The sequence below is a fragment of the Dactylosporangium sp. NPDC051087 genome, assembly GCF_055586325.1.
Map to the genome: position 1 here is coordinate 200,949 of NZ_JBVJIJ010000023.1, position 22,534 is coordinate 223,482.

The 22,534-nt window shown below is 73.6% G+C and carries 24 protein-coding genes; 11 read left to right on the forward strand and 13 right to left on the reverse strand.

Going from position 1 to position 22,534, the window contains the following annotated elements; all coding sequences use genetic code 11:
- Positions 1 to 135: 135 nt before the first annotated feature.
- Both ACZ6TV_RS38095 and ACZ6TV_RS38100 read left to right on the forward strand, forming a co-directional pair.
- The gene (locus ACZ6TV_RS38095) at positions 136 to 1,623 is read left to right on the forward strand and encodes a glycoside hydrolase family 36 protein (RefSeq protein WP_465303268.1); all 1,488 of its coding nucleotides are present in this window, start codon (positions 136 to 138) and stop codon (positions 1,621 to 1,623) included.
- Positions 1,624 to 1,636: 13 nt separating this feature from the next.
- Complete coding sequence (locus ACZ6TV_RS38100) at positions 1,637 to 1,978, forward strand: DeoR family transcriptional regulator (protein WP_465303270.1); 342 nt, start codon at positions 1,637 to 1,639, stop codon at positions 1,976 to 1,978.
- A gap of 77 nt (positions 1,979 to 2,055) precedes the next feature.
- Here the strand turns inward: ACZ6TV_RS38100 and ACZ6TV_RS38105 are convergent, their stop codons facing one another.
- The 4 genes from ACZ6TV_RS38105 to ACZ6TV_RS38120 all read right to left on the reverse strand — a co-directional run bounded on the left by ACZ6TV_RS38105 (position 2,056) and on the right by ACZ6TV_RS38120 (position 5,931).
- Positions 2,056 to 2,352 (reverse strand): hypothetical protein, encoded by a 297-nt coding sequence (locus ACZ6TV_RS38105; protein ID WP_465303272.1) that lies wholly within the window; start codon positions 2,350 to 2,352, stop codon positions 2,056 to 2,058.
- A gap of 170 nt (positions 2,353 to 2,522) precedes the next feature.
- Positions 2,523 to 3,911 (reverse strand): MmgE/PrpD family protein, encoded by a 1,389-nt coding sequence (locus ACZ6TV_RS38110; RefSeq protein WP_465303274.1) that lies wholly within the window; start codon positions 3,909 to 3,911, stop codon positions 2,523 to 2,525.
- Positions 3,908 to 4,735 (reverse strand): cyclase family protein, encoded by an 828-nt coding sequence (locus ACZ6TV_RS38115; RefSeq protein ID WP_465303276.1) that lies wholly within the window; start codon positions 4,733 to 4,735, stop codon positions 3,908 to 3,910. Before ACZ6TV_RS38115 ends, ACZ6TV_RS38110 begins: the two co-directional genes overlap by 4 nt.
- Positions 4,735 to 5,931 (reverse strand): CaiB/BaiF CoA transferase family protein, encoded by a 1,197-nt coding sequence (locus tag ACZ6TV_RS38120; RefSeq protein WP_465303278.1) that lies wholly within the window; start codon positions 5,929 to 5,931, stop codon positions 4,735 to 4,737. The genes ACZ6TV_RS38115 and ACZ6TV_RS38120 overlap by 1 nt, the downstream gene beginning before the upstream one ends.
- A 74-nt stretch (positions 5,932 to 6,005) precedes the next feature.
- Between ACZ6TV_RS38120 and ACZ6TV_RS38125 the strand changes: the two genes are divergently transcribed.
- The gene (locus tag ACZ6TV_RS38125) at positions 6,006 to 7,424 is read left to right on the forward strand and encodes a dihydroorotase (RefSeq protein WP_465303280.1); all 1,419 of its coding nucleotides are present in this window, start codon (positions 6,006 to 6,008) and stop codon (positions 7,422 to 7,424) included.
- Positions 7,425 to 7,550: 126 nt separating this feature from the next.
- Here the strand turns inward: ACZ6TV_RS38125 and ACZ6TV_RS38130 are convergent, their stop codons facing one another.
- The 3 genes from ACZ6TV_RS38130 to ACZ6TV_RS38140 form a co-directional block, all read right to left on the reverse strand.
- Positions 7,551 to 8,795, reverse strand: coding sequence for an acyltransferase family protein (locus tag ACZ6TV_RS38130; protein ID WP_465303282.1), 1,245 nt, complete (start codon positions 8,793 to 8,795; stop codon positions 7,551 to 7,553).
- 64 nt (positions 8,796 to 8,859) lie between these two features.
- Positions 8,860 to 9,480 (reverse strand): isochorismatase family protein, encoded by a 621-nt coding sequence (locus tag ACZ6TV_RS38135; protein ID WP_465303284.1) that lies wholly within the window; start codon positions 9,478 to 9,480, stop codon positions 8,860 to 8,862.
- On the reverse strand, positions 9,480 to 10,673 hold the full coding sequence (locus ACZ6TV_RS38140) for a CaiB/BaiF CoA transferase family protein (RefSeq protein WP_465303286.1): 1,194 nt from the start codon (positions 10,671 to 10,673) through the stop codon (positions 9,480 to 9,482). Before ACZ6TV_RS38140 ends, ACZ6TV_RS38135 begins: the two co-directional genes overlap by 1 nt.
- 57 nt (positions 10,674 to 10,730) lie before the next feature.
- Here ACZ6TV_RS38140 and ACZ6TV_RS38145 point away from each other — a divergent pair, with 57 nt between their 5' ends.
- From ACZ6TV_RS38145 to ACZ6TV_RS38160, 4 genes are all read left to right on the forward strand, one after another.
- On the forward strand, positions 10,731 to 11,645 hold the full coding sequence (locus tag ACZ6TV_RS38145; protein WP_465303288.1) for a hydroxymethylglutaryl-CoA lyase: 915 nt from the start codon (positions 10,731 to 10,733) through the stop codon (positions 11,643 to 11,645).
- Positions 11,642 to 13,123 carry a class I adenylate-forming enzyme family protein gene (locus tag ACZ6TV_RS38150; protein WP_465303290.1) on the forward strand — a complete coding sequence of 494 codons (1,482 nt, stop codon included), beginning with the start codon at positions 11,642 to 11,644 and terminating at the stop codon, positions 13,121 to 13,123. Before ACZ6TV_RS38145 ends, ACZ6TV_RS38150 begins: the two co-directional genes overlap by 4 nt.
- Positions 13,120 to 13,956 carry a DUF4437 domain-containing protein gene (locus ACZ6TV_RS38155; RefSeq protein ID WP_465303292.1) on the forward strand — a complete coding sequence of 279 codons (837 nt, stop codon included), beginning with the start codon at positions 13,120 to 13,122 and terminating at the stop codon, positions 13,954 to 13,956. Before ACZ6TV_RS38150 ends, ACZ6TV_RS38155 begins: the two co-directional genes overlap by 4 nt.
- A 98-nt stretch (positions 13,957 to 14,054) precedes the next feature.
- On the forward strand, positions 14,055 to 14,573 hold the full coding sequence (locus ACZ6TV_RS38160; RefSeq protein ID WP_465303322.1) for a GNAT family N-acetyltransferase: 519 nt from the start codon (positions 14,055 to 14,057) through the stop codon (positions 14,571 to 14,573).
- Positions 14,574 to 14,595: 22 nt separating this feature from the next.
- On the opposite strand, the gene ACZ6TV_RS38165 is transcribed toward ACZ6TV_RS38160, so the two are convergent.
- Both ACZ6TV_RS38165 and ACZ6TV_RS38170 read right to left on the reverse strand, forming a co-directional pair.
- Positions 14,596 to 15,789 carry an MFS transporter gene (locus ACZ6TV_RS38165; protein WP_465303294.1) on the reverse strand — a complete coding sequence of 398 codons (1,194 nt, stop codon included), beginning with the start codon at positions 15,787 to 15,789 and terminating at the stop codon, positions 14,596 to 14,598.
- The gene (locus ACZ6TV_RS38170) at positions 15,786 to 16,532 is read right to left on the reverse strand and encodes a sulfite exporter TauE/SafE family protein (RefSeq protein WP_465303296.1); all 747 of its coding nucleotides are present in this window, start codon (positions 16,530 to 16,532) and stop codon (positions 15,786 to 15,788) included. Before ACZ6TV_RS38170 ends, ACZ6TV_RS38165 begins: the two co-directional genes overlap by 4 nt.
- A gap of 118 nt (positions 16,533 to 16,650) precedes the next feature.
- Between ACZ6TV_RS38170 and fdxA the strand changes: the two genes are divergently transcribed.
- Positions 16,651 to 16,986 (forward strand): ferredoxin, encoded by a 336-nt coding sequence (gene fdxA / locus ACZ6TV_RS38175; protein WP_465303298.1) that lies wholly within the window; start codon positions 16,651 to 16,653, stop codon positions 16,984 to 16,986.
- 2 nt (positions 16,987 to 16,988) lie between these two features.
- On the opposite strand, the gene soxR is transcribed toward fdxA, so the two are convergent.
- The gene (gene soxR / locus ACZ6TV_RS38180; protein WP_465303300.1) at positions 16,989 to 17,453 is read right to left on the reverse strand and encodes a redox-sensitive transcriptional activator SoxR; all 465 of its coding nucleotides are present in this window, start codon (positions 17,451 to 17,453) and stop codon (positions 16,989 to 16,991) included.
- Positions 17,454 to 17,492: 39 nt separating this feature from the next.
- Positions 17,493 to 18,317, reverse strand: a complete 825-nt coding sequence (locus ACZ6TV_RS38185) for a DUF4253 domain-containing protein (protein WP_465303302.1) — start codon at positions 18,315 to 18,317, stop codon at positions 17,493 to 17,495.
- Between the two features lie 122 nt (positions 18,318 to 18,439).
- On the opposite strand from ACZ6TV_RS38185, the gene ACZ6TV_RS38190 reads away from it, so the two are divergent.
- Complete coding sequence (locus ACZ6TV_RS38190; RefSeq protein ID WP_465303304.1) at positions 18,440 to 18,679, forward strand: hypothetical protein; 240 nt, start codon at positions 18,440 to 18,442, stop codon at positions 18,677 to 18,679.
- A gap of 56 nt (positions 18,680 to 18,735) precedes the next feature.
- On the opposite strand, the gene ACZ6TV_RS38195 is transcribed toward ACZ6TV_RS38190, so the two are convergent.
- Positions 18,736 to 19,371 (reverse strand): HNH endonuclease family protein, encoded by a 636-nt coding sequence (locus ACZ6TV_RS38195; RefSeq protein ID WP_465303306.1) that lies wholly within the window; start codon positions 19,369 to 19,371, stop codon positions 18,736 to 18,738.
- A gap of 248 nt (positions 19,372 to 19,619) precedes the next feature.
- Between ACZ6TV_RS38195 and ACZ6TV_RS38200 the strand changes: the two genes are divergently transcribed.
- Positions 19,620 to 20,144: an RICIN domain-containing protein gene (locus tag ACZ6TV_RS38200; protein WP_465303308.1), complete on the forward strand. Its 525-nt coding sequence runs from the start codon at positions 19,620 to 19,622 to the stop codon at positions 20,142 to 20,144.
- Positions 20,145 to 20,201: 57 nt separating this feature from the next.
- On the opposite strand, the gene ACZ6TV_RS38205 is transcribed toward ACZ6TV_RS38200, so the two are convergent.
- Complete coding sequence (locus ACZ6TV_RS38205) at positions 20,202 to 20,648, reverse strand: pyridoxamine 5'-phosphate oxidase family protein (protein ID WP_465303310.1); 447 nt, start codon at positions 20,646 to 20,648, stop codon at positions 20,202 to 20,204.
- Positions 20,649 to 20,718: 70 nt separating this feature from the next.
- Between ACZ6TV_RS38205 and ACZ6TV_RS38210 the strand changes: the two genes are divergently transcribed.
- On the forward strand, positions 20,719 to 22,440 hold the full coding sequence (locus tag ACZ6TV_RS38210; RefSeq protein WP_465303312.1) for a cation:proton antiporter: 1,722 nt from the start codon (positions 20,719 to 20,721) through the stop codon (positions 22,438 to 22,440).
- Positions 22,441 to 22,534: the final 94 nt, after the last annotated feature.

A 22,534-nucleotide genomic window follows, 5' to 3' on the forward strand; every position in this document is an offset into this window, starting at 1 on the left:
AACAAGAGGAAAAGGAAGAGAGAAAGGAACTTCCTGATGGTTGTTTTTTTTTTTTCTTTCTTTTTTTTTTTCTTCTTCTCCCCCCCCCCCCCCCCCCCCCCCCCCCCCCCCGACACCACCCTGATGAGGAGAACCATGGCACAGCTCGTCGAGGTCGGCGGACACCACTTCGCCCTCCAGCACTCCGCCAACGGGAGCCCACAGGCCGTCGCCGGCGGCCTCCTGCTGCCCCCAGGCCGGGTGGCGATCCTGCACGGCCTCGGCGACGCGTCGTTCTACCGGCACGGGCAGAACTCGTGGAGCCCCTGTGGCTGGCGGCGGCTGAGCGAACCCCCGCTGCGCGTGCCGAACCCGACCCGGCTCGTCACCGCCGACGACCCCACCTTCGACGACCCGGCGCGGCACCACTCCTCGGCCGTCGCCGCGCTGCAGGGCCCCGACGGCGGCACCCTCCTGCTCGGCGCGCTCGGCCTCGACACGCCCAGGCTCGCCGCCGACCATGACACCCTCACCGGCTGGTACGCCGGCGGCGGCGCCGACTGGTTCCTCGCCTACGGCCCCGAGGAGGACGTCTTCGCCGCCTACACCGCGCAGCTCGCCGCCCGCTTCGGCGCCGGGACCCGCCGGGCCGGCAACGTGTGGTGCAGCTGGTACGCCTACTACGAGAACGTCACCGAGGCGCAGCTCACCAAGGACGTCGCCGACCTCGCCGGACTGCCGTTCGACGTGGTGCAGATCGACGACGGCTGGGAGGAGCTCGTCGGGGACTGGGAGCCCAACGCGAAGTTCCCCAGCGGGATGCGCGCGGTCGCCGACCGGATCGCCGACGCGGGCTTCACGCCCGGCCTGTGGCTCGCGCCGTTCATCGCGCTGCCGCACTCCCGCCTCGCCCGGGAGCGGCCCGAGCTGCTGCTGCGCTCGCCGGACGGGCAGCCGGTGGTCGCCGGGTACAACTGGGGCGGCCCCTACTACGCCCTCGACCTCGCCCGCGAGGACGCCCTGTCGCATGTCGCGTCGCTGATCCGCACCGTGGTGCACGAGTGGGGGTACCGCTACCTCAAGCTCGACTTCATCAACGCCGGCGCCGCACCCGCCGCCGGCCCCTCGCGGGAAGCGCTGTACCGCGAAGGCGTGCGGGTCATGCGGGAGGCCGCCGGCGACGACGTCTACCTGCTGGGCTCCGGCGCGATCCTGCTGCCCTCGCTCGGCCTGCTCGACGGCCTGCGCAGCGGCCCCGACGTCGCGCCGATGTGGGACAACTACGCCTCGGTCGACCCGTCCGACGCCACCGCCCGCAACGCCGTCGTCAACAGCGTGCACCGGCTGTGGCAGTCGCCGCTGGTCGAGGTCGACCCCGACGTCATCTACTTCCGCAGCAAGCTCAACCTCCTCACCACCCAGCAGACCCGCTGGCTGCGGGACCTCGCCGACGTGTGCGGCTTCCGGGCGGTGTCCGACCCGCCGAGCTGGCTGACCCCGGCCGAGCTCGAGGACATGCGCCAGTACCTGGACGCGAAGCCGGTGATCCGCCGGCTCGGGCGCTACCGGTTCTCCGTCGACGGCCGGGAGGTCGACTTCGGCCCCGCCGTCGCCACCGACGGCCAGTTGTATCCCATCTCATGAGGCGGTGCCGCCGATGCCCATCCCGGAAGACGCCGGGCCCATGCTCCCGGCGGTGCGCTACCAGCGCATCATCGAGCTGCTCGCCGCGCGCGAGTACGTGACGATCACCGACGTCCGCAACGCGACCGGCGCCTCGCTCGCCACCACGCAACGCGACCTCGCGCGGCTGGCCACGTCCGGCGCGCTCGCCCGCATCCGCGGCGGCGCGACCCGGGCGCAGGCCCCCAGGGGCGAGGCGCGCCTGGTCGCCGCGTGCCTCACCCGGGTCCGGCACGCGCTGGACCGGCACGACATCGCGACCGCCGAGCACGCCCTGCACCAGGCCCTCGAGGCGTGCGCCCGGCTGCGCCGGTGAACGGTGCCACCCGGGGACGCAGGGCAGGGCCGGCCGCCCCGGGGAGGGTGCGGCCGGCCGTGCGCCGGATCAGGTGGTCAGCATTCGTAGGCGTAGTCCGGGTCCGGGGCCACGGACCCGCCGATGCGGATGTCGATGGTCCCGTTCGCGGGGACCGGGTAGCAGTCCGGGTCCGGCCAGAACGGCATGTTCACGCTGGCGTTGATGGCGTGGCCGCAGCCGTTGCGGATCTCGGCGCGCTTGTTGCCGCCGGACACGACCCAGACCCGTCCCAGGTTGGCGCAGCCCTTGGCCGCCGCCGGCACCGCCGGCACCAGGACCGCCGCGCCGATGAACGCGGACGCGAGCAGCGCCGCCCCTCGTTTGCTGTGCACCGTGTCTCCTCCTCGAAGACCGAAGTGGCCCGGGCGGCCCGGATGGCATGGCCACCGCGGGTCGCCCGGCTCGACTGGTCCGGCCGGACGCAGATCGAGTGCACCGCATCGGCGGCGGGCACGGCAATCCGTTCGAATCGCCTCGAACGGTGATCGACCGCCGTCGAGGCTCACGGCTGGAGCAGGTGCGCCACGGCGGGGAGGGAGGCGAGGGCGGTGGTGCGGTCGGCGAGGGCGTCGGCGGCGGCGGGGGAGAGCGCGCGGGCGGCGTTGAGGCGGAACTTCGTCGTCAGCGCGGCCGGGGAGAGCGGCGCCTCGGCGCTGCCGAGGGAGGCGTCGACGCGGTGCTCGTGGAGCCTGCCGCCTGCGCTGACCCGCAGGACCGCGGCGAAGGCGTGCGGGAAGATCCCGGTGGCGCGGTCGTCGCGCACGCAGCGGACTTTCGCGGCCAGGGCGAGCCGGGCCGGGTCGAGCGGCCCGGTGAAGTCGTCCAGGCCGACGCCGAGGCCGCCGCCGCCGAGCAGCGCGGTCGCCACGGTGTACGGGCCGGAGAACTTCCCGTGGTAGGTGCTGCGCGGACGGGCCTTCTCCTCGGCCGGTTCGGCGATGGTGCGCAGCGTCGGGGCGGCCACGCCGAGCTCGATCCAGTCCACAGTGGACGGGTCGAGACCGGCGGCGCGCAGCGCGAGGGCGCAGTCGATGCCCGGGTGGGTGAAGTGGTTGGACGGATACGGTTTGAACGCGGTCCGCAGCAGCTCCCACCGGGTGCCGAGGTCGCCGAGGAGCGCGTCGTCGTCGTGCCGGCCGTCGGTGTACGCGGCGAAGAAGCCGAACCTGCCCTCCAGCACGGTCGGCGGGCCGGTGAGCCCGTCGGCGGCGAGGTAGGCGGCGGACACGCCGGCGTGCGCGGCCCAGCCGCAGTGCAGCTTCTTGACGGTGCCGCCGGTGCGGTTCGCCTCGATGAGGCCGGCGCCCATGCTGGCGGCGACCCCCATCGCGGACGCGACGCCGGGCGGGTCGAGGCCGAGCAGCAGCGCCGCCGCGGCCGCGGAGCCGATCGCGCCGCAGATCGAGGTGGCGTGCAGGCCGCGTTCGAAGAAGATGCTGTTGGCGATCGCCGGGTCGTACGCGGCCATGCCCAGGCGGTTGGTCAGCTCGACGCCGGCGGCGACGGCCGCGAGGACCGCGGCGCCGGACGCGCCGGTGGCCTCGGCGGTGGCGAGGACCGCCGGGACGACGGACGCGGACGGGTGCAGCACCGACGGCAGGTGGGTGTCGTCGAAGTCCAGCGAGTGCGCGAGAGTGCCGTTTACGAGCGCGGCGGCGGGGGCGGGGAGCCGGTCGCCGGTGCCGATGACGGTCGCCTCGGGGGTGCCGCCCCACCGCCGCACCGACCGCAGGACGGCGGGCGCGGCGTCGGCGTCGGGGTCGCCGTGGGCGGCGAGGGCGAGGCCGAGGATGTCCAGGACCCGCGCGGGCACGTCGGCGGCGACGGCGCCGGGCAGCGGCTCGTCCCGGCACGCGACCGCGAACTCCGCGAGCCGCTCGACGGCCGTCATGCCGCACCGCCCGCGGGGTCGCCGCCGTCGGCGGGGAGGACCGCGGGGAGGATGGCGAGGGGGCGGACCGGGGCGCCGGTGGCGCCGACGATCGGCAGCGGGTTGAGGATCAGCAGGCACTCGCGGGCGCCGGTGTCCAGCAGCGGGTGCAGGCGCATCGTCTCCACGATGTGCACGCCGCGGTCGACCAGCAGCATCCGGTGCACGGGCAGCACCGCGTGTCCCTTGCCGGCCGGGATGTGCTCGAACGCGATCGTCTCGCCGCCGACGACCCGCACCTGGCGCGCCGCGAGCCACTCGCCGGCGGAGATCCCGGGGCCGGGCGTGCCGTCGCGCTGGCCGATGAACGCGTCGTGCTCGTCCCACCGGCGCGACCAGCCGGTGCCGATGAGGGCGGCGTCGCCGGGCCGCACGTCGGCGCCGCAGGCGTCGAGGTCGGCGGCGGTGATCTCGTAGCCGGCCGGCAGGACCGGCACACCGTGCACCCGCGCGACGTCGAGGATCACGGCGCGGCCGACGAACACCTCGAAGGACTCGATGCCGTGGGAGGTGAACCCGAGGTGGGACTGCACCGAGGCGGCCGGCACGCCGCCGTGCAGGACGCCGTCCTGCGACACGTGGGCCAGGGCGTCGACGTGGGTGCCGACGTGGCCGCCGGTGACGATCAGCTCGTTCGCGGCCGAACCGCCGTCGGGGCGGACCAGGTCGCCGTGCCGGCGCTCCAGGGCCATCCGGAACGGCGGGTGGTTGGGTGACTGCGGCATGCCGCGGCGCATCGGCTGGGCCAGGTCGAGCACGGTCGCGCCGGCGAGGAACCCGAACATCACAGCACCCCGTCGGCGTGCAGCCGGGCGACGTCCTCGGCGCTCAGGCCCAGGCGGTCGCGGTAGATCTCCTCGTTGTGCGCGCCGAGCCTCGGGCCGGTCCACCGGATGTCGCCGGGGGTGGCGGACAGCCGGTACAGCACGTTCTGCATCCGCACGGGTCCGAGGTCCGGGTCGTCGACGGCGCGCAGGGTGCCGAGGGCGGTGTACTGCGGGTCGGCGAACACGCCGGCGATGTCGTTGATCGGGGCGACCGCCGCCTCCGCGGCCTCGAACGCGGCGATCACGTCGGCGGCGTCGCGCTGGGCGATCCAGTCGCCGACGTAGCCGTCGAGGAGGTCGGCGTGCCGGGCGCGGGTGGCGCCGGCCGCGAACCACGGCTCGTCGATCACCTCGGGGTGCCCGACGAGGCGGAGCACGCGCTCGGCGACGGCCTGGGCGGACGTCGAGACGGCGAGCCACCTGCCGTCGCGGCTGCGGTACGTGTTCCTCGGCGCGTTGTTGACGCTGCGGTTGCCGGTGCGTCCCTGGACGACGCCGAGCTGGTCGTACACCATCGGCTGCATCCCGAGCAGGGTCAGGATGGGCTCGATGATGGCCAGGTCGATCACCTGTCCCTTGCCGGTGCCGTGCCGGGCGAGCAGCGCCGTGGTCACGGCCTGCGCGGTGGCGATGGCGGCGATCCCGTCGGCGAGGCCGAACGGCGGCAGGGTCGGCGGGCCGTCGGGCTCGCCCGTGATGGCCGCGAAGCCGCTCATCGCCTCGGCCAGGGTGCCGAAGCCTGGCCGCGACGCGTAGGGCCCGAACTGGCCGAACGCGGTCACCCTGGCGATCACGAGGCGCGGGTTGAGCTCGGCGAGGACGTCGGGGCCGAGGCCCCAGCGCTCCAGGGTGCCGGGCCGGAAGTTCTCGATGAGCACGTCGGCGTCCGCGAGGAGGCGCTTGAGCAGCTCGGCGCCGGCGGGGCGGGACAGGTTGAGGGTGGCGCAGCGCTTGTTGCGCCCGAGCAGCGTCCACCACAGCGGCACGCCGTCCTTGGCGGGGCCGTGGCCGCGGGACGGGTCGCCCTTCGCGGGATGCTCGATCTTGATGACGTCGGCGCCGAAGTCCCCGAGGATCGTGGCGGCGAGGGGACCGGCGAACAGGGTGGACACGTCCACGACCGTGATCCCTGCTAAGGCGGGCTGCGGTTGCACCAGCCGAGCCTAACGGCACTTCCGTCGAAATGGAAACCCCGTTACTCTCAGGGAAACGCTGGAGGGACGGTCACGTGGCGCGGTACGACTTGCTGGTTCGCAATGGCACCCTGGTGCTCCCCTACGTGGGCTCGGTCCGGGCCGACCTCGCCGCGAAGGACGGGCGGATCGTCGCGATCGGCGAAGACCTGGACGACGCGGACGAGGTCATCGACGCGACCGGCAAGCTGGTCTTCCCGGGTGCCGTCGACGCGCACTACCACCTCGGCATCTACCGGCCGCTGGCGACGGACGCGGCCGAGGAGACCCGCTCGTCGCTGGTCGGCGGGGCGACGACCGTGCTGTCCTACTTCCGCACCGGCCAGCACTACCTGAACAAGACCGGCGCCTACGAGGACATCCTGCCCGAGGTGCTCGGCGCGGTGTCCGGCCACGCCTGGACCGACTTCGGCTTCCACCTCGCGCCGATGGACACCCGCCAGGTCGGCGAGGTGCCCGCGCTCGTGGACCGGCACGGGATCAGCTCGTTCAAGTACTACATGTTCTACAAGGGCTTCAACCTGTCCGCCGACTCCCGGGACGCGAAGGCGTTCACGATGAGCGACGAGTACGACCTCGGCCACCTCTACCAGATCATGGAGGCCGTCTCCGCCGCCGCCCGGGACGCCGGCCGCCGGGTCTCGCTGTCGCTGCACTGCGAGCAGGCGGAGCTGATGCGGCTGTTCATCGAGCGGGTCCGCGCCGCCGGCGACCCGCAGACGCTGAAGGCCTACTCCGACGCCCGCCCGCCGCTCACCGAGCGGGTCGCGATCGGCGAGGCGACGACCCTGGCGGCGGCGACCGCGTGCCCGGTCAACCTGCTGCACCTGTCCAGCGGCGAGGCCCTCGCGGCCGCGACCGAGGCCCGCCTCGCCCGCCCCGACCTGGACCTGCGCACCGAGGTCACGCTGCACCACCTGTGCCTCAACCACGACGAGCTGTCCGGCCTCGGCGGCAAGGTCAACCCCCCGATCCGCGGCGCCGCCGACACCGAGGCGCTCTGGGCCGGCGTCCTGTCCGGCAAGGTCGACTGGATCGCCTCCGACCACGCGTGCTGCCTGGAGGAACACAAGGGCGACGAGCTCTGGCCCGCGCTGCCCGGCTTCGGCGGCACCGGCCTGCTGTACCCGATCCTGCTCAGCGAGGGCATGCACAAGCGCGGCCTCGCCCCGCATCGGGTCGCCGAGCTCGTCTCCGGCAACCCGGCCCGCGCCTACGGCCTGTGGCCGCGCAAGGGCTCCCTGCTCATCGGGCAGGACGCCGACCTCACCGTCGTCGATCCCGACCTCGAGCAGGAGGTCACCACCGACCTGCTCCTGTCCGGCCAGGACCACTGCCCGTTCGCCGGGCGCAAGGTCCGCGGCTGGCCCGTCGCCACCGTCCTGCGCGGCCGGCTCGCGTTCCGCGACGGCGCGGTCGTCGGCACTCCCCGCGGCGCGTTCGTCGCCCGCTGACCGCCGCGCGCCCGGGCCCGTCCGTCTCCCGCCGGCGGCAGGTGTACCGGCCGGCGCCCGCCCTCGCCTGCGGCACGTCCTGCGGGAACGGCGCCGGTCCGGCCGGGCGCGCACGGGACGGCGGCCTTACCGGGCGTGCCGCGGCCGGGGTGCCGCCGTGGACACCGACACCGGCGAGCGGGGGACGGGCACGCCCGGCGGCGCGGGGACGGTGAGGGCCGGCGTGGCGCGGCGCGGCATGGGGACGGTGGCGGCGAAGCGGGGCGCGGGAGCCGCGGTCAGCACCAGGCGGTGCCGGCCGGCCACGGGCACCCGCGCGGCCTTGGAGCGGCGCAGCAGGCGCAGGGCCGGGAGCTCGACGCCGTGGTAGACGAGCATGGCCGCGATGAGGCTGAACCACAGCACCGCCACCGTCGCCGCCAGGGCCTGCAGCGGGCCGGCCTGGTGCGGCATGAGGCCCCACCGGTCGAAGGTGGCGATGACCAGGAAGTGCACCAGGTAGAACGCGAAGGACAGCTCGCCCAGGTACACCATGAGCGGGCGGGACCAGAGGGTGCGCACGCCACGCAGGTCGGCGCGGGCGGCCGCGGCCACGATGCAGGTGACGGGGACGAGCGTGATGGCGTGCTCGTTGAGCGGGTACGGGACGAACAGGCCCGCGACCATCGCCGGCGGCAGGAGCGCCATGGACCAGCGCAGGCCGGGGCCGCGCCAGGAGCCGGAGCGCACGAGCAGGGCGACGCAGACGCCGAGCGTGAACTCGGCCATGCGGACCGGGGGCAGGACGTAGCCGACCCAGGCCGCGGTGTCGTGGGAGGCGTGGACCAGGTTCGCGTCGAGGGCGAGGACGCATTCGGCCATCATGACCGCGATCGCCCACAGCCCGGCCGGGCCGAGCCGGCGCAGGCCGGCGAGCAGCAGCGGGAAGCACAGGTAGAAGAACGCCTCGCAGGACAGCGACCAGCTGACCAGGTTGAGGGCGGTGTAGACGTCGCGCCGCGGCAGCCAGCTCTGCGTGAGGGTCAGGTGGGTGACCAGTTGCAGCGGGCCCGCGCCGCCGACGATGAACACGGCGGCCACGGTGGTGACGAGGGTCGCCGGGTACACCTTGCTGAAGCGCCGCCACCAGAAGGTGCGGGCGGGTTCGCCGGGACGGGCGGACCAGGCGAGGACGAAGCCGGACAGGACGAAGAAGAACGAGACGCCGAGACCACCGCCGTGGGCGAGGGCGGCCCAGAGCGCGGAGCGGACGGGCTTGGCGGCGACGAGGTACGGGTTGTAGTACTGCTCGAGCAGGTGCTGACCGAAGACGATGAGCGCGGCCGCCCAGCGCAGTCCGGTCAGCGACGGCAGGCGGCTGTTACGGTCCACCCCCGTTGTCTAACGAAACCCGCACATGCGCAGGCGGCGAACGGGGCGCCGCTCACATCGAACCTCATCCTGAGAAGGCCCGCACCGCCGAGTCCACGGAGACGACGTCGGCGTACTTCGCGTCCAGGTCGAAGAGGTTCGCCTCGTGCGGTCCCGGGTCGCGGTCGGCGCACGCCTCCCGCACCACCATGGGCCGGAAACCGGCCTGCAGCGCGTCGACGGCGCTGGCCCGCACGCAGCCGGACGTGGAGTAGCCGCCGATGACGACGGTGTCGGCGCGGGCGGCGGTGAGCCACGCGGCGAGGGCGGTCCCGGCGAACGCGCTCGCGTAGTGCTTGCGCAGCACCAGCTCACCGGCCGACGGCGTCAGCCGCGGCGGCAGCGCGGCGAGGGGCGAGCCGTCGGCGAAGACCCGCAGGCCGGGGACCTTGGTGGCGAACAGCGGCGCCTCGGAGCAGGTCTCGTCGGCGAACCCGACGGCCGTGAACGCCACCGGCAGCCCCGCGGACCTGGCCGCGGTGAGCAGGTCCGCCATCGCGTCGAGCGCGGCCGCTGCCGTGCTGCAGTACAGCGGCGAGGCCGGGTCGAGGTAGGCGACGACGGGGTCGACGAGCAGCAGCGCCGGCCGCGACCCCCAGCCGAGCCGCCGCGAGAACCCGGCGGCCAGATAGTCCGGCGCGGACATCAGACGACGCCGTCCGCGCGCAGCTTCTCCAGGTCCTCGGTGGACAGTCCCAGCAGGTCGCCGTACACGGCGGCGTTGTGCTCGCCGAGCGCGGGACCGGCCCAGCGGATCGAGCCCGGGGTGTCGGACAGGCGTGGCGCCGGCGCCTGCATCGGCAGCGTCCCGAAGTCCGGGTGCGGGATGTCCACAATGGACTGCCGGGCGATGAAGTGCGGGTCGGCGAGCATGTCCGCGGGGCGGTAGATCTTCCCCGCCGGTACCCCGGCCGCGTGCAGCAGCGCGAGGGTCTCGTCCGCCGGCAGGGTCGCGGTCCAGGCCCCTATCAGGTCGTCGAGCTCCTGCTGGTTGGCGCCGCGGGCGCCGTGCGTCGCGTAGCGCGGGTCCGCGGCGAGACCGGGGCGGCCCATCACCTCGCACAGGCGGACGAAGACGGTGTCGCGGTTGCCGGCGATGAGGATGTCGACCCCGTCCGCCGTCGGGTATGCGTTGCTGGGCGCGACGTTCGGCAGGATCGCGCCGGTGCGCTCGCGCTGGTACCCGGCGACGACCCACTCCGGCAGCAGCGACTCCATGTACGTGAGGACGGCCTCGTAGATGGCGGAGTCGACGACCTGGCCGCGGCCGGTGCGGGAGCGCGCGTGCACGGCCATCACGGCGCCGTAGGCGGCCATGGTGCCGGCGAGCGCGTCGCCGAGGGACACGCCGACGCGGCTGGACGGGCGGTCGGGCTCCCCGGTGACGTGCCGGATGCCGCCCATCGCCTCGCCGATCGAGCCGAACCCGGCCCGCGGCGCGTAGGGGCCGGTCTGCCCGTACCCGGTGACCCGCACCAGCACGAGCCGCGGGTTGATCGCGGACAGCTCGTCGTAGCCGAGGCCCCAGCGCTCCAGCGTGCCGGGCCGGAAGTTCTCCACGAGCACGTCGGACTCGGCGACGAGCCGGCGGACCAGGTCCTGCCCGGCGGGGCTGCGCAGGTTGCACGTCACGGACTTCTTGTTGCGGGCCACGACCGGCCACCACAGCGACTGCCCGTGCGGCTTCTCCCTGCCCCATTCGCGCATCGGGTCGCCTTTGCCGGGATCCTCCAGCTTGATGACCTCGGCACCGAAGTCGCCGAGCAGCTGCCCGGCGAACGGACCGGCGAGCAGCGTCCCGGTCTCCAGGACACGGATGTCAGACAGCGGACCAACCATGGTTCGGGAGTGTACGGTTTGGAAACGTTGTTTCGCTAGAGGAACCGGAGGTCGGCGATGGCCGGTGTGGAGATCGTCGAGGTGGGCCCGCGCGACGGCCTGCAGAACGAGAAGGTCCTGCTGCCGACCGAGGTCAAGGTCGACTACATCACGCGGGCCCTGGACGCCGGTATCCGCCGGGTGGAGGCGACCGCCTTCGTGCATCCGGGCCGGGTCCCGCAGATGGCCGACGCCGAGGCCGTGATGGCGGCGGTACCGCGCCGCGACGGCGTCACCTACATCGGCCTCGTGCTCAACCGGCGCGGCCTGGACCGGGCCCTCGCGGCCGGGGTCGACGAGGTCAACGTCGTCGTGGTCGCCTCCGACGAGTTCTCCCGCCGCAACCAGGGCACCACCACCGCCGAGGCCCTCGACGTCTGGCACGAGATCGCTTCCGCGGCGGGCGTCCCGGCGTCGCTGACGATCGCGGCGGCGTTCGGCTGCCCGTTCACCGGCGAGGTGCCGGTCGACCGGATCGTGAAGATCGCGGCTGAGGCGGTGACGAGCGGGCCGCGCGAGATCGCGATCGCGGACACGATCGGCGTCGGCGTCCCCACCCAGGTGCGGACGCTCGTCCGCGAGCTGACGGGTCTCGGCGTGCCGCTGCGGGCGCACTTCCACAACACCCGCAACACCGGCTACGCCAACGCTGCCGCCGCCCTCGAGGCCGGGGTGCGGACCCTCGACGCCAGCATCGGCGGGATCGGCGGCTGCCCGTTCGCGCCTCAGGCGACCGGCAACATCGCCACCGAGGACCTCACGTACCTGCTGCACGGCATGGGCGTCGGGACCGGTCTCGACCTGCCCGCCCTCGCCGCCACCGGCACCTGGATCGGGGAGCGGCTCGGCATCCGGACCCCGGCGATGCTCGGCCGCACGGCGCCGTTCCCACCCTTGCCTCCGAATGGAAACGGTGTTTCCATTACGCCGTGACTGGCGCTCAGCTGAACATCGCCAACGGCGTGCGGGAGTTCGCCCGCGCCACGCCCGGCACGGTCGCGGTCATCGACGGCGACCGCCGGCTCACCTACGCCGCCCTCGACGAGCGGTCCAGCCGCCTGGCCAACGCGCTCCTGGACGCCGGGCTGCGGCCCGGTGACCCGGTGGCGGTCCTGTCCGGCAACCGCCTGGAGTACTGCGAGATCGCCGCCGGGCTGGCCAAGGCGGGGCTGCCGATGGTGCCGCTGAACCCGCGCCAGACGGCCGCCGACACCGCGTACATCGCCGGCCACTCGGGCGCGCGGGCGCTGATCCTGGATCCCGTCCTGGAGGACCGGGCGGTGGACACCGGCCCGGCGCTGCGGCTCGGCCCGGAGTACGAGGCGGCCCTCTCCCGGAGCGCGGCCACGGACCCGCGCGTGCCCGTCGGCGAGCAGGACCCGTTCTGCATCGCGTACACCTCGGGCACCACCGGCGCGCCGAAGGGCGTCCTCATCAGTCACCGCTCCCGCTGCCTGACCTTCTACTGCACCGCCCTGGAGTGGGGCCTCGGACCCGGCAGGCGCACGGTCGCCGTCGCGCCGATGTATCACGGCGCCGGGTTCGCGTTCGCCTACGCGGCCGTCTTCACCGGCGGGACCGTGTCGATGCTGCGCGCCTGGGACCCGGGCGCGCTCCTCGCCATGATCGGGCGGGACCGCCTGCAGTCGGTGTTCCTGGTGCCGACGCACGCGGTCGGCCTGCGCGAGGCCGGCCTCGCCGGGCACGACCTGAGCAGCCTCGACACGCTGTACTTCAACGCCGCCGCGCTGCCCGTCGCGCTCAAGACCTGGGTCCTCGCGGCGTTCCCCGGTGCCGGCGTGCACGAGCTCTACGGCTCCACCGAGGCCGGCGTCATCACCAACCTGCGGCCCGCCGACGCCCGCCGTAAGGCCGGATCCGTGGGCCATCCCTGGTTCATGACCGAGATCCGGGTCGTCGACGACGACGGCGCGCCGGTGGCCCCGGGCACGCCCGGCGAGCTCTACAGCCGGTCGCCGTTCCTCATGAACGGGTATCTCGCGAACCCCGCGGCGACCGCCGAGTGCACCACCGCCGACGGCTTCGTGACCAGCGGGGACGTGGTCGTGGTCGACGACGAGGGGTACATCACCATCGTCGACCGCAAGAAGGACCTGATCATCACCGGCGGGGTGAACGTCTACCCCCGCGACGTCGAGGAGGCCCTGGCCGCGCACCCGGCGGTCGTGGAGGCGGCGGTCGTCGGCGAGCCCGACGACCGGTGGGGCGAGCGGGTCGTCGCATACGTCGTGGCGCGCCCCGGGACCGGATGGGACCCGGACGCGCTGCGCGAGCACCTGCGGGACCGGCTCGCCGGGCACAAGGTGCCGAAGGAGATCCGGCCGATCGCGGCGCTTCCCCGCAACGCGGCAGGCAAAGTGCTGAAACGAGAGCTGAGGAGCACGCGGTGAGGGCGCATGTCGAGCTGATCCACGAGGACGACTACATCTGGCACGCCGCCGAACTGCCGTTCGGTGAGGGCAAGGCCCTCGAGCGGCGGCTGTCCACCGACGAGGAGGACGGCTCGTCGTCGCTGTCGCTGCAGTTCCCGGCCGACTGGGGCCGGGGCCCGGGGGTGCCGCACGCCGACACCGAGTTCTACGTCGTGTCCGGTTCGCTGGTGTACGGCGGCACCGAGGTCGGACCGGGCGGCTACCTGCAGGTCCCCAAGGGCGTGCCGATGGACTGGATCAAGATCCGGGAAGGCAGCCACGTCCTGCACTGGCGCGAGTACGGCGACGCCGGCTTCGACGTCTCCGGACCCGCGCGCGCCGAGGGCGCGCCGTCGCTCGTCGACCCGTCGAAGCTGGACTGGGTCGCGGCGCCGACGGTCGGGCCGCTGACGCCGCTCTACATCAAGCTGCTGCACCGCGACCCGAAGACCGGCTTCTACACCCGGCTGATCCGGGCGCCGAAGGGCTGGAGCGACCACCGCCTCGCGCACCACCCCTGCTACGAGGAGTTCTACACGCTCAGCGGCAAGATGGCCTACAACTTCGGCGACATCGACGAGGGCACCTACTGTTTCCGCCCCGCCGGCGTGAAGCACGGCCACTTCATCGCCGAGACCGAGATCGACTGGATCATCCGCTCCGACGGCGAGCTCATCAACTGGTACACCACCGACGAATGGGTCAAGTGGGGCGGCACCGCCGAGAACTACCACACCCACGAGGCCCCGGTCATCTCCAGCCTCCCGGTCCGCTCCCGCTCCCGCGGCGCCTGGTCCGGCGACGGCATGTGACCCTCCCGTCCATCGCCCGCCCATCGCCCGCCCGGCGAAGCGGCCCGGCGGGCGGTGGCACCGGGCCGGCGCACAGGTCTGGTATGCAGGTGGGCGTGATGGTCAGGCGGGCCACCGCCCTCGACGCGCAGGCGTTGGGGGCGGTGCATGTGCGCAGTTGGCAGGTGGCGTACCGGGGGCAGCTGCCCCAGGAGCACCTCGACCGGCTCGACCCGGTGCGGCGGGAGGCGATCTGGCGGGAGCGGCTCGAGGGCGGGGAGGTGCCGCCGTCGGCGGTGTTCGTCCTGGAGCGCGAGGGCGGCGGGCTGGGCGGGTTCGTCGCGGTCGCGGCGAGCCGGGACCCTGACACCGATCCGCGGACGGTGGGCGAGGTGCAGGCCATCTACCTGCTGCCGGAGTGCTGGGGGCAGGGCGGCGGGCGGCTGCTGATGGACGCCGGCCTGGGGCGGTTGCGCGAGGCCGGGTGCCGGGAGGCGGTGCTGTGGGTCCTCGCCACGAACCAGCGGGCCCGGCGGTTCTACGAGGCCGGCGGCTGGACCGCCGACGGTGCCACCAAGACGGAGGACTGGCGGGGGTCGCCGGTCGACGAGATCCGCTACCGCCGCGCCGACCGCTGACCCGGCCCCCGGCGGAGGATGGTCACGCGGGTTTGTCGGGGTCGTCCGTGGGGCGCAGGGCGCGCAGGCCGGTGACGGCGAGCGCTCCCGTGGCGAGCGCGGCGACCGTCGCCACCAGGAGGCCGCCCGGCGCGCCCGAGCGGTCGACGGCGGCGCCCGCCACGGTGGCGGCGACCGCGGCGCCGGCCGCGCTCGCCGAGCCGAGCCACGCGAACGCCTCCGTCAGCACGCCGCGGTCGACGACGGCCTCGGCGAGCACCGAGCCGAGGACGAGGACGACGGGCACCGCGACCGCGGTCAGCAGCACGCCGGCCAGGACGCCCGGCAGGGCCCCGGCGAGCAGCGGCAGGGCGCCGAGCCCCAGCGCCGCCCCGGCCACGGCCAGCTGCACGCGCGCGGCGGCCGGCCAGGGGCGCAGGCCGTACGCCAGGACGGCCAGCAGACCGGCGGCGTTGGAGGCGGCGAACAGCACCGCCGCGAGGGTGGGCGTGCCGCGCTGCACGGCGAAGGCGGTCACCGCGATCGACATCGTGCCGAAGAAGCCGCCGATCGTCGTGTTCACGCCGACGAGCAGCAGGAACCCGGGGCGCGGCGCGAGCCTCCCGTGCGTGCCGGGCGCGGCGGCGGGTGGCGCGGTCCGCCGCTGCAGCGTCAGGACGAGGCACCCGGCGACGACCAGGGCGGCGGCGGTGAGGGTGCCGGCGACGGGGCGGCCGGTGGCGGCGATCGTGCTCACCAGGGCCGGCCCGATGAGGTACGCGACGCTGTTGCTGAGCGACTCCAGGGCGTAGGCGGCCGGCAGCTCGGCCCGCCGCGGCCCGTCCAGCAGCGCCGCCCAGCGGGCCAGGACCGCCGCGCTCACCTGCGGCAGGGTCGCGCCGGCGAGCGCGCCGGCCGCGGCGAGGGCCCAGCCGGGCGCGCCGCCGGTGGCGCCGAAGACCAGCGCGGTCACGGCGACGGCGTGCGCGAGGACCGCCGGCGGGAGCACCCGGCCCTGCCCGTAGCGGTCGATGAGCCGCCCGACCTGCGGTCCCGCCACGGCGTCGGCGACCGCGAACGCGCCGGTGACGAGGCCCGCCGTCGCGTACGAGCCGGTCGCGTCCCGCACCAGCCACACGATGCTGAGGCTCGTCATCGCGATGCCGACCCGGGCCACGGCCGCCGGTGCGAAGAACGCCGCCGCGCCCGGTGTGCGCAGCAGCGTCCGGTACGTCACCGGTACGCCTGCCAGGCCAGCCGCAGGGCGAGGCCGATGCCCAGCACGGCGATGACCCAGCGCAGCGCCGCCGGCGGGCTCTTGCGGATGACGACCGGTCCGAGCCGGCCGCCGATGAACAGGCCCGCGCCCAGCGGCAGCACCGCGAGCCAGTGCACCGGCCCGAACAGCGCGAACGCGCACGCCGCGACGGCGTTCGCCGCGCCGAGCAGCACGTTCTTCGCGGCGCTGCCCTGCGCGAACGTGTCCGGGGTCATCGCCAGCAGCAGCGCGAGCAGCACGATCCCGGCCGCCGCGCCGAAGTAGCCGCCGTACACGCCGACGAGCGCGACACCGCCGGCGAGCAGCCACCGGTGGTGCCGGTGCCGCGGCGCGTCCGACGGTCGCCGGGGCATCAGGATCGCCAGGGACGCGCCCGCGATCAGCCACGGCACCACGTATTCGAAGGTCTCCGCCGGGGCGAGCAGCAGCAGCGCACTGCCGGTCACCCCGCCCGCGACGGCGGCGAGCGACAGCCACCGCAGCCGCGGCCCCTGCCCGGCGAGCTCCGGCCGCGACCCGACCACCGACCCGGCGCTGCTGAAGACGAGCGAGACGCTGTTGGTGACGTTCGCGGTGACCGGCGGGAGGCCGATCGCCAGCAGCATCGGATAGCTGATGAGCGACGCGAGTCCCGCCACGCTCCCGACGAGGCCGGCCCCGAACCCGGCGAGCGGCAGCAACGCGTACATCCACCATGACACGCACCAGAGTGTTCCCGGGCGTCCCGTCGCGGCCACCGGCAGGCCGTCCGCGACCGGGATCCGTCACACCCGGCACGGGCTTGCGCTCAAGTGCGGTTGAGCACCTACCGTCCACGGCATGACCTACGTGATCGCGTTGCCGTGCGTGGACCTGATGGACAAGGCATGCGTCGAGGAGTGCCCGGTCGACTGCATCTACGAGGGCGACCGGATGCTGTACATCCAGCCCGACGAGTGCATCGACTGCGGCGGGTGCGAGCCGGTCTGCCCGGTCGAGGCGATCTACTACGAGGACGACCTGCCCGCCGAGTTCGACGCGTTCACCGCCGTCAACGCGGGGTTCTTCAGCGCGATCGGCTCTCCCGGCGGGGCCGCGCGGGTCGGGCCCGTCGGCGGTGACCACCCGTTCGTCGCGGCCCTGCCGGCGCAGGTCCACGACGGGGCCGTGGTGTGAGGTCACGCCGGGTCGTCGAGGCGCACCGGTCCCGTCCCGCGGGTGCCGAGCTGGTCGTCCGGGTTGAGCAGGTCGCACAGCCGCATCGAGAGGCAGCCGCAGCCGATGCAGGCGGTCAGCTGCCGCTCGAGGTTCACGAGGTACCGCCGCCGGTCCTCGAGCTCGCGCTTCCAGATCCGCGACACCCGCACCCAGGCCCGATGGCTCGGCGCCTCGTCGGCGGGCAGGGTGGTGAAGATCTGCGCGACGTCGGCGAGCGGGATGCCGAGCCGCCTGGCCGCGAGGATGAGCGAGATGCGGCGCAGCATGTGCCGGCGGTACAGCCGCTGGTTGCCGCGGTTGCGCTCGGCCGTGATGAGTCCTTCGGCCTCGTAGAACCGCAGGGCGGACGCGGCCACCCCGGTCCTGGCGGTGACCTCACCGACGGTCAGCAGGTCCTTCACGTGCGCGTTCGGCTCGGGTGACACCCGTGCACCGTAAGACCTCAACCTAGGTTGAGCTCAAGCTCAGGGACGGTGGTGCAGGAACCAGGCGGCGCCGTGCGGCACCGCGACGGCCAGCTCCCACTGGTGGATGTCGAGGTGCGGGCTGAGCGCGAGGATCTGCCGGGCGGCGGTCCACGCGTCGTCGCCCGGCGCCGGCGGCCGGTGGACCTCGAACTGCAGCATGGTGTCCCAGCAGGCGACCAGCCGCGCGTCCCAGCACCGCTGCCACTGCCACAGGACGGCGGCGAGGTCCTCGTCCGCGGTTGCGTGGAAGCCGGCCCAGGGCGGAGCGAGCCAGGCCGACGCGGTCGGCAGGAGCAGCAGCCACGTCTCGTCCGGGACGTACCAGTGGCCGGTGCCGACCACGTCCCGGGCGGTGCTCTGGACCCGCGCGGTGAGCGAAGGGTCGGACAGGACGTGGTCGTAGGCGCGCCGCATCAGGTCCTGCCGGCCGATCGGCGGCGCCACCCGGGGCAGCACGTCCGCGGTGACGTCGACGCCGTGCAGGCCCCGGGTGAAGAACGACGGGGGCACCTCGGGGTCGCCGGCCGCGTCGCCGTCGTCGTCCTTCTGCAGGGACGGCCACGGGTCCGTCGAGCGGGCCGCCCGGTCCAGCCCGTCCAGTTCGTCCGGGTCGACGTCGAGCTCGCCCGGGTCGTCGGCGACGAGGACCGGCCACCGCCCCGTCACGGGCAGCACCGAGTACGCCGCCCGCCACGCGTCGTGCAGCCGCTCCGGGGCGATCCCGGGCACCACGAGCGCACCGCCCGGCCCGTCCTCTACGTCGAGACCCGCCAGCGGCGTGCCCCGCAGTACACCGGCGACCTCCGGCAACCCGAGCACCATGATCCAATTGTCGGCCCCGCCGCCCGCCGCTGTCAGCGGAACGGGTGAGCGCGCGGCGGCCCGGCCGGGGGCTACCATGACGCTCCTTGCAGAGATTGCCGGACCGCAGAGGGGCGAATGTCATGACCGAACCCGTCCAGACCCGGGGCGACCAGCGCGACGAACTGCTCGCCGTCGACACCAATGGCGACGGCGTCGCCGACGTGCTGGCGATCGACACCGACGGCAACGGCAAGGCCGACCTGTTCCAGCTGGACAGCGACGGCGACGGCACGGTCAACGTCACCATGGTCGACCTCGACGAGGACGGCATCATGGACACCAAGGTCGACGGCGACGGCGGGCACCCCCTGGCCGGCTGACCCGTTCCGGGCGGCGGGTGGGCCGGGACGCGTGACGCGCCCCGGCCGCCGGTGGGTCAGGAGGAGCAGGTGTTGAGCATCGTCTGCAGCGCGGACTTCTCCGACGACTGGAGCTTCAGCGCCCAGTAGTACTTGACGGCGATCCACATCTTGGCGTAGGTGCAACGGTACGACGCCAGCGACGGCTGCCACGTCGACGGGTCCTGGTCGCCCTTGGACTGGTTGACGTTGTCGGTGACGGCGATGAGCTGCGGGCGGGTGAGGTCGTTGGCGAAGCTCTGCCGCTTCGCGGTCGTCCACGAGTTGGCGCCGGACCGCCACGCCTCGGCGAGCGGGACGACGTGGTCGATGTCCACGTCGGACGCCGCGGTCCAGGTCGCGCCGTCGTAGGGGGAGTACCAGCGGCCCGACGTCGCCGAGCAGGAGCTGTTGGTCACCACCGACGTGCCGTCGCGCTTGAGGACGGTCTCGCGGGTGTCGCAGGAGCCGCTGATGGTGACCCAGTGCGGGAACAGGTCGCGGGAGTAGCCACTGGTCGAGCCCTGCGTGGCGACGGTCAGCGCGTTCAGCCACGACTGCGCGGTCGCCTTCGACGGGATCCCTGACGGGGCCGCGTGGGACGGGGTGCCGAGCACGAGCGCGGCGAGCACACCGGCGAGCAGCGCGGCGAGCGTACGAGAACGTCGGGTCATTCCTGCTCCGATCAGACTTCGGGCGACGGCGGCGACGCCGGTACCGGCACCGCCGCCGACAATATCGACGATCATTAGTGTCTGTCGCGACGGCCGGAACGTGAACATCCCGTGGCCGTCCTACGACGCGACAGATGGTCGTTGACCCCCGAACGACGCGGCGGGTTTCAGCGCCGTTTCAGCGCCTGCCGGCACGGTCCTCGGTGCGTGCCGCCACCCCGGCGGCGCACCACCGAGATGGGAAACCGATGATGATCGCATTCGCCCGCCGTACGCTCGTCGCACTGCTCCTCGGCGCCGGGCTGGCCGTCGCCCCGGTCGCGACGGCCGGCGCCGCCGAGGCCCCCGTGTGGAGCTCGTGGGACGTGGCGCACAGCGGCCAGTGCCTGGACGTGCCGGACTGGGGCACCGCCAACAAGCTGCAGCTGCAGCAGTCACCGTGCAACGGCTCCACCGCTCAGCTGTTCGACCTCGAGCCGGTCGGCGACGAAGGGTTCTTCCTGATCCGCAACTACAACAGCGGCAAGTGTCTCGACGTCCGCGACCGCAGCAGGTCCAACAACGCCGTCGTCCAGCAGTACACCTGTCACGGCGACACCAACCAGTGGTGGTTCCGGGCGCCGGTCACCAGCGTCCCCGGCTACTACCACTTCGTGAACCGCAACAGCTGGAAGTGCCTGACCGTCCGCGACGGCAGCATCCTCGCGCTCGCCAAGCTCGTCCAGTACGACTGCAACCCGGGCGGCGTCACCACCCACCAGGCCTGGCGCTGACCCGCTCCGTCCGCCCCCGGCGCTGTCCGCCGGGGGCGGGTGCCCCAGCCGATACAGCTAGTCGCGTTCGGCCTGACGCAGGCCGTGCGCGGGCGTCCACCACTCGACGATGAGCCGGGTGCCCTCGGGGTTGAGGTGCGTGTGTACCACCTCGGCGATGTCCGCGCGGAACTTATCCGAATTATCCGAATTATCCGACAACGTGGCCCGCCCGGTGATCTTCGCCTCGCCGGGCCACGACGCCTCGGCGCCGTCCACCGGGTCGACCGTGGCGCTGTGCAGCGCGAAGCGGGGGTCGCGCCGCAGGTCGGCGCCCTTGCGGGCGTTCGCCATCGAGCCGAAGGACAGCTCCCCGCCGGCGAATTCCGCCTCGATGCCCGAGATGCGTGGCGACCCGTCGGCGCGCAGCGTGGCGATCGTCTTGTGCTTGTACGCGTCGAACAGCGCCCGGACCCGCTCGGCGAACACCGGCTCGGCCGTCTCGAACTCCTGCCACGTCGTCATGCGACCCATGATGGCACCAAGGTCCATCCCCCGGTCGCCGGCCGTCAACCGCGATGCGAAACACTGTGGCATGCAACTCCAGCACGGACTCCTGGCCATCGCGGCGGTCCTCGTCATCGTCGCGGTCGCGAAAGTGGCCCCGCGCGTCGGCGTGGCGGTGCCCATCGCGCTCGTGGTCGTCGGCATCGGGTTCAGCTACATCCCGTTCGTGCCGAATGTGAACGTCGACCCGCACCTGATCCTGTTCGTGGTGCTGCCGCCGATTCTGTACTCGGCCGCGGTCAACGTGCACGCCACCGACTTCCGCCGCAACGTGAAGGCGATCGGCGGGCTGTCGGTGCTGCTCGTCGTCATCTCCGCGCTCGCCGTGGGGCTCCTGCTGCACTGGCTCATCCCCGACCTCGGCCTGGCCGCCGCGATCGCGCTCGGCGCCGTCGTCAGCCCGCCCGACGCGGTCGCCGCGATCTCGATCGGCAAGCGGCTCGGCCTGCCGCCCCGGCTCGTCATCGTGCTGGAGGGCGAGGGGCTCATCAACGACGCCACCGCGCTGGTCATGCTCCGCTCCGCGGTCGCCGCGACGGCCGGCGTGGTGTCGCTGTGGGACGTGCTCGGCGACTTCGCGTTCGCCGTCGCCGCCGGGCTCGTCATCGGGCTCGTCGCGGGCCTGCTCACGGTGTGGATCCGGGCGAAGCTCAACGAACCGGTGCTGACCACCGCCATCTCGTTCGTCGCGCCGTTCCTCGCGTTCGTCCCCGCCGAGGAGATCCACGCCTCCGGCGTGCTCGCCGTCGTCGTCGCCGGACTGGTCACCGGGCATCAGAGCGCGCGGCACTTCACCGCGCAGGACCGCATCAGCGAGCGCACCAACTGGCGCACCTTCCAGCTGCTGCTGGACAACGGGGTGTTCCTGCTCATGGGGTACCAGATCGTCACCGTCGTCGGCGACGTGCACCACGGGCCGGACGACGTCGCCCAGACCGTCGGCGTCGGCCTGGCCGTGACCGCGCTGCTGGTGCTGCTGCGGGTGATGTTCGTGGCGCCGCTGACCGCGATGCTCCGGCACGACCAGCGCCGGGCCCGCGCCCGCACCGACCGGCTGCAGGGCATGCTCGTCAAGCTCACCGAGCGGCAGCACGAGTCGCCGAGGTCGGCGGCCCGGGCGGGCTGGCTCGCGTCGCTGGTTCGCCGCAAGCAGGCCGACGACGCCTACCTGACCACGGAAGGTCTCGGCTGGCGCGGCGGTGCGGCACTCGCCTGGGCCGGGATGCGCGGCGTCGTCACCCTCGCGGCCGCGCAGTCGCTGCCGCAGAGCGTCCCGCACCGCTCGCAGCTGATCCTCATCGCCTTCACCGTCGCCATCGTCACGCTCCTCGGCCAGGGCGCCACCCTGCCGATCCTCATCAGGAAGTTGCGCATCGCCGGCACCGACGCCGAGGCGGACCGCAGGGAGCTGGCCAGGCTCATCGGGGAGATCGTCGCCGAGGGCGCGGACGTCCTGGAGAACCCGGACCTGCGGCAGGCCACCGGCCAGCCGTTCGACCCGGAGGCCCTGGAAGCGGCCCGCCAGGAGAACGCCGCCCTCGGCCAGGCGCTCACCCAGCCCGCCGACCCGGCCGAGTCGGACCGCGCGCACCAGCGCCGCGAGCTGCACCGGCTGCTGCTGGAGTCGGCGCAGGCCGCGCTGCTGGACGCGCGCGAGTCCGGCACGTACACCTCACGCGCCCTCGGACACGTCCAGCACATGCTCGACAACGAGGTCAGCAACCTGGACCCCGCGGAGGCGCACCACTAAGCCCTGATCCACCGATGAGGTTTCGGTGCTGGGCTGGCCTGGGTTAGTGATCTTGTTGTGCTGGTCGGGCGTGTGGGGGTGACCGGCCGGGTCG